Source organism: Streptomyces niger (genome assembly GCF_000718305.1).
GTDB lineage: Bacteria > Actinomycetota > Actinomycetes > Streptomycetales > Streptomycetaceae > Streptomyces > Streptomyces niger.
The window spans coordinates 229,656-243,857 of the sequence record NZ_JOFQ01000003.1 but is presented as its reverse complement, the minus strand read 5'-3'; the positions used below and the strand labels follow the sequence as shown (position 1 = coordinate 243,857).

At 73.9% G+C, this 14,202-nt stretch carries 15 protein-coding genes; 2 read left to right on the top strand and 13 right to left on the bottom strand.

Annotated features, from left to right (window positions below):
* Positions 1–35: 35 nt before the first annotated feature.
* The 9 genes from IF20_RS07650 to IF20_RS07610 all read right to left on the bottom strand — a co-directional run bounded on the left by IF20_RS07650 (position 36) and on the right by IF20_RS07610 (position 8,505).
* On the bottom strand, positions 36–1,256 hold the full coding sequence (locus IF20_RS07650) for a beta-ketoacyl-[acyl-carrier-protein] synthase family protein (protein ID WP_052864238.1): 1,221 nt from the start codon (positions 1,254–1,256) through the stop codon (positions 36–38).
* On the bottom strand, positions 1,256–1,486 hold the full coding sequence (locus IF20_RS07645; RefSeq protein ID WP_052864237.1) for an acyl carrier protein: 231 nt from the start codon (positions 1,484–1,486) through the stop codon (positions 1,256–1,258). The genes IF20_RS07650 and IF20_RS07645 overlap by 1 nt, the downstream gene beginning before the upstream one ends.
* A 72-nt stretch (positions 1,487–1,558) precedes the next feature.
* Positions 1,559–2,590, bottom strand: coding sequence for a beta-ketoacyl-ACP synthase III (locus IF20_RS07640; protein ID WP_234426558.1), 1,032 nt, complete (start codon positions 2,588–2,590; stop codon positions 1,559–1,561).
* A 9-nt stretch (positions 2,591–2,599) separates the two neighbouring features.
* Positions 2,600–3,577, bottom strand: coding sequence for a ferritin family protein (locus IF20_RS07635; RefSeq protein WP_052864236.1), 978 nt, complete (start codon positions 3,575–3,577; stop codon positions 2,600–2,602).
* On the bottom strand, positions 3,570–4,106 hold the full coding sequence (locus tag IF20_RS07630) for a hypothetical protein (RefSeq protein WP_052864235.1): 537 nt from the start codon (positions 4,104–4,106) through the stop codon (positions 3,570–3,572). The genes IF20_RS07635 and IF20_RS07630 overlap by 8 nt, the downstream gene beginning before the upstream one ends.
* Positions 4,107–4,109: 3 nt before the next feature.
* On the bottom strand, positions 4,110–4,610 hold the full coding sequence (locus IF20_RS07625) for a type II toxin-antitoxin system RatA family toxin (protein ID WP_110943935.1): 501 nt from the start codon (positions 4,608–4,610) through the stop codon (positions 4,110–4,112).
* A 1-nt stretch (position 4,611) separates the two neighbouring features.
* On the bottom strand, positions 4,612–5,895 hold the full coding sequence (locus IF20_RS07620; RefSeq protein ID WP_052864234.1) for an aspartate aminotransferase family protein: 1,284 nt from the start codon (positions 5,893–5,895) through the stop codon (positions 4,612–4,614).
* The gene (locus IF20_RS07615) at positions 5,892–7,568 is read right to left on the bottom strand and encodes an MmgE/PrpD family protein (RefSeq protein WP_110943934.1); all 1,677 of its coding nucleotides are present in this window, start codon (positions 7,566–7,568) and stop codon (positions 5,892–5,894) included. Before IF20_RS07615 ends, IF20_RS07620 begins: the two co-directional genes overlap by 4 nt.
* Positions 7,561–8,505, bottom strand: coding sequence for a diacylglycerol/lipid kinase family protein (locus tag IF20_RS07610; protein ID WP_234426557.1), 945 nt, complete (start codon positions 8,503–8,505; stop codon positions 7,561–7,563). The genes IF20_RS07615 and IF20_RS07610 overlap by 8 nt, the downstream gene beginning before the upstream one ends.
* Before the next feature lie 238 nt (positions 8,506–8,743).
* Between IF20_RS07610 and IF20_RS07605 the strand changes: the two genes are divergently transcribed.
* Positions 8,744–9,742 (top strand): bifunctional lysylphosphatidylglycerol flippase/synthetase MprF, encoded by a 999-nt coding sequence (locus tag IF20_RS07605; RefSeq protein WP_052864232.1) that lies wholly within the window; start codon positions 8,744–8,746, stop codon positions 9,740–9,742.
* 38 nt (positions 9,743–9,780) lie between these two features.
* The gene (locus tag IF20_RS07600) at positions 9,781–10,842 is read left to right on the top strand and encodes a fatty acid desaturase family protein (RefSeq protein WP_052864231.1); all 1,062 of its coding nucleotides are present in this window, start codon (positions 9,781–9,783) and stop codon (positions 10,840–10,842) included.
* A gap of 65 nt (positions 10,843–10,907) precedes the next feature.
* Here IF20_RS07600 and IF20_RS07595 read toward each other — a convergent pair whose 3' ends face one another.
* The 4 genes from IF20_RS07595 to IF20_RS07580 are packed head-to-tail and all read right to left on the bottom strand — an operon-like array spanning position 10,908 to position 14,197.
* The gene (locus IF20_RS07595; protein ID WP_052864230.1) at positions 10,908–11,717 is read right to left on the bottom strand and encodes an AfsR/SARP family transcriptional regulator; all 810 of its coding nucleotides are present in this window, start codon (positions 11,715–11,717) and stop codon (positions 10,908–10,910) included.
* A gap of 23 nt (positions 11,718–11,740) precedes the next feature.
* Positions 11,741–12,523, bottom strand: a complete 783-nt coding sequence (locus IF20_RS07590) for a thioesterase II family protein (protein ID WP_052864229.1) — start codon at positions 12,521–12,523, stop codon at positions 11,741–11,743.
* Positions 12,520–13,029 carry a PaaI family thioesterase gene (locus IF20_RS07585; RefSeq protein ID WP_052864228.1) on the bottom strand — a complete coding sequence of 170 codons (510 nt, stop codon included), beginning with the start codon at positions 13,027–13,029 and terminating at the stop codon, positions 12,520–12,522. Before IF20_RS07585 ends, IF20_RS07590 begins: the two co-directional genes overlap by 4 nt.
* Positions 13,030–13,045: 16 nt before the next feature.
* Positions 13,046–14,197 carry an acyl-CoA dehydrogenase family protein gene (locus IF20_RS07580; protein ID WP_052864227.1) on the bottom strand — a complete coding sequence of 384 codons (1,152 nt, stop codon included), beginning with the start codon at positions 14,195–14,197 and terminating at the stop codon, positions 13,046–13,048.
* Positions 14,198–14,202 lie beyond the last annotated feature (5 nt).

The following is a 14,202-nucleotide window of genomic DNA, read 5'->3' as shown; positions in this document are numbered from 1 at the left end:
CGGTCCGGACGGCGCCCGGACCGGCCCCCCGTGCGCTAGGCGGGAGCCACCGCCAGTACCGCGTTCTGGCCGCCGAAGCCGAGGGAGTGGGTGAGGGCGAGACCGATGCGGCGGCGGGTGGGGGCGGTGGCGAGGTCGAGGTCGACGGCCGGGTCCGGCCGGTCGAGGTTGGCGGTCGGTGGCACCAGGCCGCTCTCCACGGTGAGGACGGTGTACGCGGCCTCCACCGCGCCGGCGGCGCCGATCAGGTGGCCGGTGACGCCCTTGGTGGAGGTCACCAGCGGGCCGCCCGGGAGCACCCGGCGCACCACGCGGGCCTCGGTGAGGTCGTTGAGCCGGGTGGCCGTGCCGTGGGCGTTGACGTGCGCCACCGCGTCCGGGGACGCGTCGGCGTCGGCGAGCGCCGCCCGCATCGCGGCCTCGATGCCCCGGCCTTCGGGGTGCGGGGCCGTGACGTGGTGCGCGTCGGCGGTGCCGCCGTGACCGACGATGCGGGCACGTACGCGTGCCCCGCGGGCCCGCGCGTGCTCGGGGCGCTCCAGTACCAGCAGGCCGGCCCCCTCCCCCGTCACGAAGCCCTCCCGGTCCACATCGAAGGGGCGGGACGCGCCCGACGGGTCGTGGTGGCGCCGGGAGAGGGCGCCCATCTGGGCGAAGCCGGCGACGGTCAGCGGGGTGACGGGGGCTTCGGCCCCGCCTGCCAGCACGACGTCGCAGCGGCCGAGCGCCAGCAGGTCCTTGGCCACACCGATGGCGGCGGTGCCCGAGGTGCAGGCGGTGCTCACCACCAGGTTGGGGCCGCGGGCGCCGCACTCGATGGCCAGCTGGCCCGCCAGCATGCCGGCCGGATGCATCGCCAGCAGCAGGGGTGAGACCCACTGGGCGCCCTCCTCGCACAGCACCTGGTGCTCGCGCTCCTGGGTCGCGGGCCCACCCAGTCCGCAGCCGAGCACCACGCCGATCCGTGCGCCGTCCCGGTCGGCCGGGTCCAGGCCGGCGTCGGCGAGCGCCTCGCGCGCGGCCACCAGCGCGAACTGGACGCAACGGTCCAGCCGGTGGGCCCGGCGCGCCCCGAGGAGCGCGGCCGGATCGAAATCCGGCACCCGGCAGGACAGCCGTACCGGTACGCCGTCGAGCTCCGGGTCCAGGGCGGCGGCGGGCTTGGGCGCGCAGAGCGTCTCCCAGTTCGGTGCGGTACCGATGCCCGCCGGGGTGACCAGTCCGATGCCGGTGACGGCCGTCTCCGCGCCGGACATCAGAGGGCCGCCCCCTGCTCCTCCATGAGGCGGACGATGTCGCCGACGGTGCCGGCCTCGGCGAGGGTGTCGTCACTGATCTTGATGCCGAGCTCCTTGTCCAGGACGAGGGAGAGCTCGACGACGGCCAGGGAGTCCAGCTCGATGGCCTCGGGCGTGGCCGCCATGGTGATCAGGTCGGCCGGCACCTGGAGCTTGCCGACGAGGATCTCCTTCAGCTGCTCGAACACGGTCGCTCCTCGGAAGTGTGGGGACGGATGGGAGTCGTGCGCGCCGGAAGCCCCGGCGGGCGCCGCGCGCTGTCAGTGGCCGGGGACCACGTCCGGCCACACCAGGGTGGTGGCGCCCCAGGTGAGGCCGCCGCCGAAGGCGGTCAGCAAGAGGCGGTGGCCGGGCCGGAGCTCGCCGTCCCGTGCGCTGTCGGCGAGCAGCAGGGGGACGGAGGCGGCGGCGGTGTTGCCGGTGCCGGCGATGTTGCTGAGCTGCCGCTCGGCGGGGATGTCGAGTTCGGTGCCGAGCGCGGCCAGGATGCGGGCGTTGGCCTGGTGGGCCGCGAGCCGGTCGACGTCGCCGCTCTTCCAGCCCGCGGCTTCCAGCGCGGCCCGCGAGGCGTCCGACATCCGCTCCACCGCCTGCCGGAAGACCTCCCGGCCGCGCATGCGGAAGTACGCGCTACCGGGCGTCGGCGGGTGGCCGCTCTGCCGCTCCCGGGAGCCGCCACCGGGGATCTTGAGCAGTTCGCCACGGGTGCCGTCACTGCCGAGGACGACGCGGCCGACCGCGCCCGGCTCGTCGGGCGTGCCCGCGCGCAGCACCACCGCGCCGGCGCCGTCGGCCAGGAGCGCCGCCACCGAACGGTCCTCCGGGTCGACGACCGTGGTCAGCACCTCGGCGCCGATGAGCAGGACGCGCCCGGCGACGCGCCCGGCGATCAGCCCGGAGGCGACGCCCAGCCCGTAGAGGAAGCCGGAGCACATCGCACCGACGTCGAACGCCGCCACGTCGCCGAGGCCCAGCCGTGCGGCGACCTCCGGCGCGGTGGCCGGCGCCTGGTGGTCCGGCGTCATGGTGGCCACCAGCACCGCGTCCACCGTGGGCGAGCCCGCCGACCGCAGGGCCCGCCGGCCGGCCGCCACCGCCAGGTCGGAGGTGGCCGTGCCGCGCGGGGCGACACGGCGCCGGGCGATGCCGGTACGGGAGCGGATCCAGTCGTCCGTCGTGTCCAGGCGGGCACTGAGGTCGTCGTTGGTCAGCACGCCGGGCGGCACGTGGCCGCCCACTCCGGCCACGACCGCCGCGGGCGCGTCGGCCCGGGTCAGCTGGTCACCGTTCACCGCGCCCCCTCAGCCCTCTCCGCCCAGTACCGCGACGGCCTCCGGGAGCCCCATGTGGACCAGCCGGACCTCGGTCATCTCGTCCGTCCACCGGCCGGCCATGGCGTACCGCTCCTCGGGCGTGGTGTCGAGCATGCGGCGGCCGGGCCAGATCTCGTACGCGCCGACCACGTCGGCGTGTTGCCGCATGCCCTCCTGGAACAGCTCCTCGCGGGCGAGGACGTACTCGCCGTCGGGCAGGTCGTCCCAGAGCTTCCGGCCCTCGCGCAGGATGTCCAGCAGGCGCGGCCGGTATGCGGGCCGGGCCACGAGGTGGTCGCGGAGTATCGAGCTGCCGACGGTCAGGTGGCGGATCTCGTCGATCGCCGCGCCGCGGGAGATCTCCCCGGCGGCCGGGTCCAGCGGGTCCCACTTGCGCTCGCTCAGCTCGGCGGCGGGCGCGAGGACGCCCTCGACGACGAGGGTGAACACGGCGACCCCGCCCACGAAGTCGGCCCGGTCGCGGACGATCTCCAGGCAGTACTCCTCGATGGGCCGCAGCACCCTGGTGCGGTAGTCGGCGGCCATCTCGTGGACGTCCTGTACCAAGGTCTCCGCGGGCATGCCCAGTTCCACGAGGTGTTCCCGGAACACCCGGGCATGCCGGGCCTCGTCCAGCAGCTGTGTGGCGTAGAACTCCAGCTCCGCGATGCCGGGGGCGTGGGCGACGTAATACCCCAGCGCCCGGGTGGCCATTTCCTCGGCCACCGAGCGGTATCCGAGTTCGAGGATCAGGGCCTCGCGCAGCGGGCCCGGCTCCTTCATGTACGCGGGTACCGGCGCCTCGTCGAGGTGTCCGGTGACCGCGCGGCCGCGCAGGGTGCCCTGGGCGACGTGGCGGAGCCAGTACGCGAGGTCGCACTGTTCCGCGGTCAGGTCGAGGGTCTTGGCCCCGTCGAGGAGTCCGGGGGCCGCGTCCCAGTCCGCTGCGGGGGTGGCGTCAGTCATCGTGGGGTGTCCTCCTGTGGTGGGTGCGGACCGGCCCGCCGGACGGGGCCCGCACGGCGAGGGGCGCCGGCACCCTGGATCCCGTGCCGCGGGGCCGCAAGGCGTCGGCCAACCGCCGGTAGAGCGGCTCGGGTTCGGGTTCGAAGTGCAGGGCGAAGGGCTTGAGGAAGTTGCCGAACAGGCCGCGGTCGCCGCACAGGTGGAGCGGCAGCGCCAGCAGGGCCCACTCGGGGCGCACCAGCCAGCACCACAGCGCGGCGACGGCACCGGCGGTGAGCAGGCTGTGCATGGCGTTGTAGAGGACGTAGTAGGCCTTGGGGATGCGCCTGTCCGGGCTGCGGCGGTAGGCGAGGGCGCCGGGCAGGTAGCCGATGACGTCGATGTAGGCGAACAGCAGGAGGGCCGGGAGCCAGCGGATCTCGTCGAAGTGCAGCACGATCAGGACGATCGTCACGGCGAGTCCGGCCAGGTATTCGGCGCGGTGCAGCCGGAAGGTGGTCCGGGTCTCGAAGGGGTTGGCCGCGTCCACCGGTCACTCCCCCGCGCCCGGTCGCCGCGCCCCCTCGTGCGCGGCGCCCTCCGGGGCCGCCGTGCCGAGCCGGACGCCCGCGAACATGCCGTTGACGGCCCACGCGACGGTCTCCTCGATGACGCGCGCGGCGATCGGGTCGAGGATGCCCGCCATGCTGGGGATGCCGAAGGAGAAGTCGGCGTCGAAGCGCAGGGCGCAGTCCGGGCCGTCCTGGCGCAGCAACCAGGTGCCGGACAGCTCGTCGAAGTCTCCGTCGGTCTGCCGGAAGGCGATGTGCAGCCGCTCCCGGTCGTAGGTCTCGCGCTCCGTCCAGCGCAGCAGGCCGCTGCGGAAGTACAGCTCCCAGCTGGAGCTGCCCTCCGGCGCCGGCGGCCCTTCGTGCACCGCGGCCGCGCGCACGTGCGGAGTGAGCTCCGGGTAGCGCTCGAAGTGGAGTACGGCGTCGAAGACGGTCTCCGCCGGGACGTCGGGGACGAGCGCCTCCACCGTCACGTGCCGCATGTCAGCTACCGCCTTCCGGCATCCGGGCGGCGCGTTCGACCAGGTCGCGGGTGGCCGCTTCGAAGGCGGTCAGCAGATGCTCCACGTCCGCGTCGGTGAGCACGGCGGGCGGGGTGAACCGCACCACGTTGCCGCCGTTCATCGAGTGGTTGGCCACCACGCCGTGGTTGAAGAGTTCGATCAGCAGCTCGCCGGCGAGGCCCTCCTCCACCAGCTCCACCCCGATGAGCAGCCCGCGGCCGCGCACCTCGGTGACCAGGTCGGGGATGGTGCGTGCGGCGATCTCGGCGATCCGCGGCAGCAGCCCGGCGCCCAGCTCGGCGGCGCGCGGGACGAGGTCGTCCTCCCGCACGGCGCGGATCGCGCCCTGGACGGCGGCCATGAGGAGCGGGGCGCCGGAGAACGTACCGGTGTGCAGGTAGGGGTCCTTGTCGAAGGGCCGGAACGCCTCGGGGGTGGCGATCGCCGCGGAGACCGGGACGACGCCGCCGCCCAGCGCCTTGCCCGCGACCAGCACGTCCGGCACCACCCCGGCGGCGTCGGCGCCCCACCACGTGCCGAGCCGGCCCATGCCGGTCTGCACCTCGTCCAGCACGAAGAACCCGCCGTGCTCCCGGCAGAGGCCGGCCACCCGCCGGAGGTAGTCGTCCGGCGGGATGATCACGCCGCCTTCGCCCTGTACCGGTTCGACGATCACGCAGACCTCGCCGGGGCTCGCGACCAGCTCCTTCTCCAGCAGCTCGGCGTCCCCGTACGGGACGTGCGTGACGCCGTCCAGCAGGGGGCGGAACGGCCGCCGGTAGACGTCCTTGCCGGAGACCGACAGCGCGCCGAGCGTCTTGCCGTGGTAGCCCCGGTACGTGGCGACCACCTTCCGCCTGCCGTTCGCGCGGGCCAGCTTCAGCGCGGTCTCGACCGCCTCGGTGCCGGAGAGCGAGAAGTGCACGCGGTCCAGGCCCGGCGGGGTGACCGCGGTGAGCGCCTCGGCGGCGCGGGCCACGGTCGGCTCCAGGAGGATGCGGGTCGCGACGGGGTGGACGTCGAGCTGGCGGCGTACCTCCGCCAGGACGACGGGGTGCCGGGCTCCCATCAGGAACACGCCGTAGCCACCGCAGTTGAGGTACCGCTCGCCGTCGCTGGTCGTCAGCCAGGCGCCGGACGAGGCGACCTCCATCCGGCCGCCGAACAGTTCGGCCACGGTCGCGCGGCCCTTGCTCAGGTGGCCCCGGTACAGGCGGAGGATCTCCGCGTCCGTACCGGTGCCGGGTTCCGCCGGAGGGCTCACGGGCGTCGCTCCTCGATGTCGTCGGCCGGACCGGTGCGCCGGACGGGCCGGGAGGCTCGCAAGCGGTGCCCGTCCGGCGCCCGGTGGGAATGCGCTGTCACAGTGGCACGGGCTCCTGACGGATCGCTGACGGCTGCCTGATCGGCGGCGGGACGCAACGCCGCCGCGAGCCATGCGCGGAGTTCGGCCGCAGCCATCTCCGGCAGCCGGTCCAGTGCGTCGGCGACGTCGGCCGGTCCGCCGAGCGCACGGAACTTGGCGGACACCAGCTCGGCGTGGTGGGCGCGGGTGTGCGGGCCCGCGGCACCGTACGGGATCAGCAGTTCGCGGACGGCGGTGCGGCCGTCTTTGAGGCGGAGGGTCACCCGGGCGCCGGTGGCCTTGGTCGCCTCGGCGAAGTCGTCGGCGGGCGAGGCCTGTTCGCCGGCCAGCCGGACGAGGTCGTCGCCGCCGAACTCCCGCAGCCAGGGTTCGGCCGCCGGGCCCGCCCGGCGCAGCGCTTCACCGAAGGGCGCCTCGGATGCGAGGAGTTCGCGCGTGAGGTCGGGGTCGTGGCGCAGCCGCACCTTCGCGGCCACCGCGCGGCGCACCGGGTCGTCGGCGGCCCGCGGGCCGAGATCGGCGACGGTCAGCCGTCCGGTGAGCAGCGCGGTGGCCACGGGGTGGCCGATGTCCAGGACGAGGGCGCCAAGGGGGCGTTCGGGCCCGTCGAGATAGCGGCGGGCCCGCTGCACGGCGAGGACCGTGTAGAGCGAGGCCTCCACGAGGACGTCGTCGAGGGTTGCGGCGAGTCCCGCCGCGTACGGGGCGCCCAGGTCGCGGTGGAGGTCCAGGGCGCAGTCCACGGCCGCGTCGATGCCGGGCCCGCCCGGGTGCAGCTTGTACGAGAACGTTTCGGTGTGCCAGCGCGTTCCCAGCCCCGCCGTGACCGCCTCGGGCAGCGGTACGGTCGCGAACCGGCGCAGGAACCCGTCCGGGTGTTCCAGCAGGTCGGGGGCGCCGGTGAGGCCGGCGGCCGCGGCATCGCAGGCGTCCATGGCGGTGCGGACCGGACCGAAGGCGTTCAGGATGCGGGCGTCGCTGGCGAGGAAGGCACGCAGCAGCGGCCAGGGCGGCTGTGCGTACGCGAGGCCGAGCGCCGCCGTCCACCGTGCGGCCGGGGCGCGCTCGCAGTGCAGCCGTCCGGCGACCGCGCCCGCGAGGTGTGCGTGCAGCGCGGTCTGGCCGCGCAGCGGGCCGAGCGTCGCGGCGGCGGTGATCCGGGCCGCGCATTCGTTGGCCGCGACCACGGCGGTGAGCAGCGCGGGTCCGTCCAGCTCCAGGGCGTGGGCGAAGGCGAGGGGCACCGCGACGGTGGAGTTGGACAGGTGTCCGGCGTAGGCGGTGTCGTCGAGGTTCAGGAACGAGCCGAGGCCGGCGAGGACGCTCGCCGCCTGTCGCGGGTCGCTCTGCTGCGGTGGGCCGAACGCGGCCGTGAGCCGCCGGCCGAGCGGTTCCGCCATGCCCGCGCGGACGGCGCCGAGCTGGGACAGCACCTGGCTGGCGGCGCGGCGCAGCACGCGTGCGGGGACCGCGTCGGGAGTCAGCCGCGCGGCCCAGCCGCCGAGCTCTTCGAAGAGGGGCGTTCGCCCGGCGGCCGGAGCGCCTTCCGGCGCGCTGCTCTTCTCAGCCATTTCCGGGCTCACCTGCTCCGCTGGCCGCGGCCCACACCGGCAGCGCCCCTGGCAGCACGTCGAAGGTGGCCGTGGTGCCGGTCCCGTCGCACAGCTCGCCGTCGTGTTCCAGGACGAGAGCCCGGCCGTCCAGCCGTTCCAGGACGATGCGCCGACCGCGGCCGTACGCGGTGTCCGGCAGGTCCAGGTGGCGGGCGTCCCGGGCGAGTTCGGGCAGCAGGGCCGGGTCGGTCCGGCCGCCGACGACGCAGACGTCCAGGAGTCCGTCGTCCACTTCGGAGCGGGGCAGCAGGAGGTACTGGCCGGCGCGGTAGCGCCCGCCGCCGACGGCCGCCAGGACGGTGGGGCCTTCGGCCAGTACTTCGCCGTCGACGGTGACCCGGCCCGGGTAGGGGCGGAAGTCGGCGGCGGCCTCGGCGAGCAGGCGCGCGTAGCGGGCGCGGCCCGCGCCGGGCGCCGTACCGGCCTGGCGCGCCGTGCGGAGCGCCGCCAGGATCTGGGCGCCCAGCCCCGTGCAGGAGCCGAGGAGGACGTGGGCGCCGGCCTCGGGGAGGCGCGCGAGGTCGACCCGGCGTACCGTCGCGCGGCCGTCGAGCACCATGGAGAGCGCGTCCTCCCAGGGGCGGTCGTCCCAGAACGTGCGGTAGCCGGAGTTGGCGCTGCCGCCGGGGATCATGAGCAGTGCGGCCTCGGCGCCGTCGCCTAGGCCGCGCAGGCCCTCGGCCGTCTCGTGCACGGTGCCGTCGCCGCCCACCGCCACCACCAGGGAGGGGCGGCGTGCGGCAGGTCCTTCGGCCAGCTCCCGTCGGACGGCGGCGGTGGCATCGCCCCGTCCGGTGGTGCGGTGCACCGTCACCGAGGCGAGCCGTTCGCGGCAGCGGGCGGCCAGCCGTCCGACCAGCTCCGCGGAGTAGCCGCCGGCTGCCGGATTGGCCACGACGAGGGCGTGCGGCGGGCATGGAGAGGAATTCGAGGAATTCACGGAAAGGAGCCTGACGCAGCACACTGACCGGTTCCTGACCGCTCCCTGACCGATTCCTGATATTTGCCTGACAACGCACTGACGGCAGCTCAATTCACGCTCCAGGTTCCGGGAATTACTTGTCCCGACCGAGTCCGCGCTGCTCTACTCGGACGTCGGCTCGTCCACTGCGCATGCTCGGAGGAATGGACGCATGACCACCGAACCGGCCTCGGACACTTTCGCGCACCACGCCATCAGCACCTATACGCGATCCGACAATCCGAGCGCTTTCCTCGCGCTCAACGAGGGAAACAGCCACTTCACTTCGCCCGACGCGAAAGGCGTGATCGCCTATCGGCGTTCGGGCCGTTGCCTGGTCCAGTTCGGCGGCCCTTTCGCGCCCGCCGAGGACGGTGCCCGGCTGCTCGGCGCCTTCGTCGACCACGCGCGGCAGCACCGGCTGCGACTGGTCGGCATCCAGCTCCAGCGTGCCGACGCCGCGCTCTACGGGGAGCTGGGGTTCACGGTCAACCAGATCGGCGCGTCCTACGCGGTGAGCCTGGCCGACTTCACCCTGCGCGGCTCCCGCTTCGTCAGCCTGCGCAACAAGATCTCGCGGGCGCTGCGCAGCGGCCTGACCGTGCAGGAGGCCCCGGCCGAGAAGTGGGCCGACGCGCTGCGGGAGCTGGACGCGCGCTGGCTCGCGGGCAAGGGGAAACACGCCAAGCCGCTGGAGTTCCTGGTGGGGCAGCACGGAGGCGCGGCCCAGCGGCACCGCCGGCTGTTCATCGGGCTGATCGGCGGCGAACTGGCCGGGTACATCTCGTACTCGCCCGTCTACGGCAGCCGGTCCGGCTGGCTGCACGACCTGAGCCGGCGCCGCCCCGACGGGCCGCCGGGGGTGGCGGAGGCCCTCAACAGTCATGCGATCGAGGTGTTCCGCGGCGAGGGCGCGCGGTGGCTGCACTTCGGCTTCACCCCGTTCACCGGGCTCGACCCCGCGAATGAGGTGCCCGGTCACAGCCCGGCGTTCCGGTGGCTGGTCGGCACGTTGTGGGAGCGCGGCGAGGCCGTCTATCCCGCGCGCAGCCAGCTCGCCTACAAGGAGAAGTGGGCTCCGGACACGGTGATTCCGGAGTACATCGCCTTCCGCGGGCGGGCCTCCCTCAGGTCGCTGACCCACGTCTTCCGGGCGGCCAACGCGCTGTAGCCGCACGCCGCCACCGACTTCCCAGGAGGCCATCCGACATGACCCAGGCATCCCCGTACCGTTCCGGCGCGCTCTCCGGCGCCCCCTTCACCGCACTCTTCCAAGAGGTCAAGGACGCGGGTCTGCTCGCCTTGCGGCCCGGTTACTACGCCTGGCGGCTGGCGCTGAACGTCGCGCTGTGCGGCGCCGGGCTGGTGGCGTTCCTCCTTCTCGGCGACTCCTGGTGGCAACTGCTGGTCGCCGCCTACCTGGCGCTGTGCTCGGTGCAGTGTGCGTTCATGGGCCACGACGCCGGCCACAAGGCGATGTTCCGGGACAGGCGCGCGGCCACGGCCGTGGGGCTGATCCATCTGAACCTGGTCAACGGCATCAGCTACGGCTGGTGGGTGGGGCACCACAACCGTCATCACAGTCACCCCAACCACATCGACCGCGACCCCGACATCGCCCGCCGTACGGCCGTCTTCCACGCCAAGCAGTACGCGACCCGGAACGCGCGACAGCGGTTCATCGTGCGCCATCAGGCGGTGCTCTTCTTCGTCCTGCTGGTCCTGGAGGCGTACAAGATCCAGAAGACCGCGGTGCTGGCGGTCGCCCGCGGGGTGGTGCGCCGCCCTCTCCTGGAGGGCTCGCTGCTGCTGGCCCATGTCGTCCTCTTCCTGGGCGCCGTGTTCCTCGTGCTGCCGCCGCTGACGGCCGTGGCGTTCCTGCTGGTGCACCAGGCCCTGACGGGCGTGTACCTCGGCCTGGTCTTCGCACCCAACCACAAGGGCATGGCGGTGCGTGAGGGCAAGGAGGAGGCGCTGGACTGGCTGGAGCGGCAGGTGCTGACGTCCCGCAACGTCCGCCCCTCGCCGCTGACCGACTTCCTCTACGGCGGCCTGAACTACCAGATCGAGCACCATCTGTTCCCCGCGATGCCGCAGCGGAACCTCGGCCGGTGCCGGAAGATCGTACGCAGGTACTGCACGGTGCACGGTCTGCCGTACCGGGAGCTGGGGTTCGCCGCTTCCTATCGCGAGGTCGCGGTCTTCCTCCACGAGGTCAGCGCCCCGATGCGGGCGGACGGCGGGGCCGGGCGCCATCGGCGCGCCGCCTGAACGCCGGGCCGCCCTCCGTCCGGACGGAGGGCGGCCGCTGTGCGCGTGTCCGGCGGACCCGGCGGTCAGCGGTGGGACCGCACCCGCGCCGCGTGCACGGCGGACACCGGACCGCGGTCCAGCGCCGGGTCCTGGACCAGGATGGCGTGCTCGACGCGGCGTAAGGACGGCGAAGGATCGACGCCGAGCTGCTCGACCAGGCACTGCCAGGTCTGCCGGCAGGTGTCCAGCGCCTCGGCCTGCCGGCCCGCGCGGTACAGCGCGATCATGAGCTGTTCGCAGAAGCGCTCGCGCAGCGGGTTGGCGAGGTGGGCCTCGCGCAGTTCCGCCAGGATCGCGGTCTGCCGGTCCAGCAGCAGTTCGCTGTCGAACAGCGTCTCCAGGGCCCGCAGCCGGTGCTCCTCGTACCGTGCCGCGGCGGCCTTGCCCAACGGTCCGCCGAGGTTGCCGCCGCAGACGGCCCCGCGCCACAACCGCAGCGCGCCACGCAGCAGGGTCACGGCCTCCTCGGGCGCGTCCGCGCGCAGCCGTTCGGCGCGCGCGGCGCTTTCCATGAAGGCCGTGGCGTCCAGTCGAGCGCCGTCCATCAGGAGTTGGTAGCCGTAGGGCAGGCAGACCAGGCGTGGCCGGTCCCGGCCCGGCTCGATCACCCTGAGCTTCTTGCGGATCCGACTGGCGTGGGCCTGCAAAGCGTTGGCGGCACCGGACGGTGCCGCTTCCGCCCACAGTTCGGCCATCAGCGCCTCACTGGAGACCGCCTTCCCTTCGCTCACCAGTAGGGCCTGCAGCAGCATGCGCTGAAAACCTCCGGAGACCGTGACCCGGCCGTCCGCGGAGAGCATTTCCAAGCCACCGAGAATCCTGAACTCGACCATGCCGCAGACACTATCCCGGGCCGCTATCGTCCGACTTTCCTCTCGGTATCGAGTTTCCCCTGCTGTGAAACCCGCTGCATATGCCGGGAGAAATCCGTCGCGACCGCAAGGGCGTGTTCGGTGAGGTAGAAATGGCCTCCCGGGAATTCGCTGACCCCCAGGAAGGCAGGCGTACGGCGGGCCCACTCGGTGAGTCCGCCGGGTTCCAGCGTCGGATCGGTCCGGCCACCGTACGCGGCGACCGGGCAGCCGACGCCGCCGCCGTCGTCGCGGTAGTCGGCGACGAGGGCCAGGTCCGCGCGGACGGCGGGGAGTACCAGCGCGAGGAGTTCGGGGTCCGTACCGGCCTCTGCCGGCAGGACGCCGAAGCGCCGGACCGCCGCGGCGAACTCCCCGTCCGGCAGCGGCAGCAGCGCGTCCACCGGCCGGAACCGCTCGGGCGCCCAGCCGGACACCCCGAGCAGGGCCGGTCCGCTGCCCCCGTCCTCCTGGATGGCCACGGCCAGGCGGTAGCCGAGCAGCGCGCCCAGGCTGTGTCCGAAGAACGCGTACGGCCGGTCGTCCAGCTCCGCCTCGATCGCCTCGTGCAACGCCTCGACCAGCGGCCCCGTCCGCCGGTACGGCGGCTCGGCCCGGCGTTCCTGGCGCCCCGGCAGCTGGACCGCCCGTACCTCCACGCCCGGGAGCAGCGCCGCCCACCGGTGGTAGTACGCGGCGCTGCCCCCGGCGTGCGGGAAGAAGAACAGCTGGCGGTCCGCGTCGGGGCGCTGCTCCGGGGTGTGGAACCAGCGGCCTTGCCGCGTCATGGCGCGTCTCCTTCCGGGGCGTTCCGCATCCGCTCGGTGAAGTCCGTGTCCGGGACGACGCCGGCGCGGGCCTGGGCGGCCGTCCGGCCTTCGGCGTCCACGATCCGGGCGTTGGCGACCATGCGCCGGCGGCCGGCGTGGACCAGTTCGGCGTGCACGGTGTATTCCTCGCCGGGCCGTACCGCCCGCAGGAAGTCGAGGTGCAGGCTCAGCGTGATCATGGGATAGGCGCGGTCCCCGTGGCTCATGCCCGCGGCGCAGCAGGCGTCGTCCAGCACCATGGCGAGGTATCCGGCGTGCACCCCGCTCCCCGCGAAGTTGGCGAGCTGCCGCGGGGGCCGCCAGGTCTCCTCGACGGCGCCCTGCCGCGCCCCGGTCACCCGCAGCCCCAGCAGGTCGTGGTGCGCGCCGTGCGGCACCTCCCCGTCGGCCAGCGCCTGCAGCATCTGCGCCCCGGTCAGTTCGTGCCACCGCGCGAGCATCGCGCTCTCCATCGTCTCCGGCATGTCCGACATCGTCGCATCAGGACAGCACGAGCGGGGCGCCGTCGAAGTAACCGAGCAGCGGCTCCGCGGTGCTGGTGCGGGACGGCGGGTGGAAGGCCAGCGGGCGTACCGCGGCCGCGAGCAGCGCGCTCTCCGGGGAGCGGATGAAGTCCATGCCGCCGAGCAGTTCCAGGGCCAGGCCGGCGGCGTCGGACAGCGCCTCCTGGGCGGCGAACCGGGCGACGAGCACGGCGGCGACCGCCTCCTCGCCCGCCAGGTCGCCGTCGCGGACCCCGCGGGCCGTACCCTCCAGGAGGAGGTACGCCGACTCGGCCCGGACCGCGAGCGCGGCGCGGTCGGTGACGCTGCCGCGCGCCTGCTCCAGTACGCGCTGGACGAGGGCGGCAGCGGCGCCCGCGTACCCGGCGGAGATCAGCAGCTCGAACCAGACGAACCCGGCGCTCTGCATCTCCGACAGCCGGTCCGGGCTCTCCGCGTCATCCGCCGTGGTGCGCAGCACCATGTCCGCGGGCACGAACACGTCCGTGAGCCGTACCTCGTCGCTCTCCGCCGCGGCGAGTGCACCGCTGCCCCAGAAGGGGTGCACGGTGATGCCGGGCGTGCCCGCGGTGACCAGTGCCACGGCCAGTTCGGGCCGCCCCCCGGCGCCGGGGACCGTGACGCTCGCGGTGAGCAGGTCCATCGAGCGGGACAGGCTGCACGGCTTCTTGGCACCGTTGAGGAGGTAGCCGCCGTCGACCGGCCGCGCGGCGACCGCGGGGGCGAGGATGTTCTGCCGGGTACGTCCCTCGGCCCAGCCGGAGGCCATCAGCTTCCGACCCGGCACCACGTCCGCCAGCAGCTCCCGCTGGGCGGCGGTGAGGCCGCCGGCTCGGTCGGCCAGGGAGTAGAGCATCGCGGCGGTGAAATGGTGCATGGTCGCGGCGGCGGCCAGCGAGGGCGAGTACGAGCCGAGGGCCCGCATGACGCGTACGGCGTCCACCGGGTCGGCGCCGCGGCCGCCGAACGCGACGGGCACCAGCAGCCCGGGACCGCCGTGGTCGCGGAAGAGGGCGACGACCGGACTGCCGACCTGTTCCCGGTCCAGCAGGTCGATCTCCTCCAGGGCCTTGCCGAGGCCCGGGTGGTACTGCTCGCAGGTGGTGCGCGCGTTTTCCAGGGAGCGCATCGAAG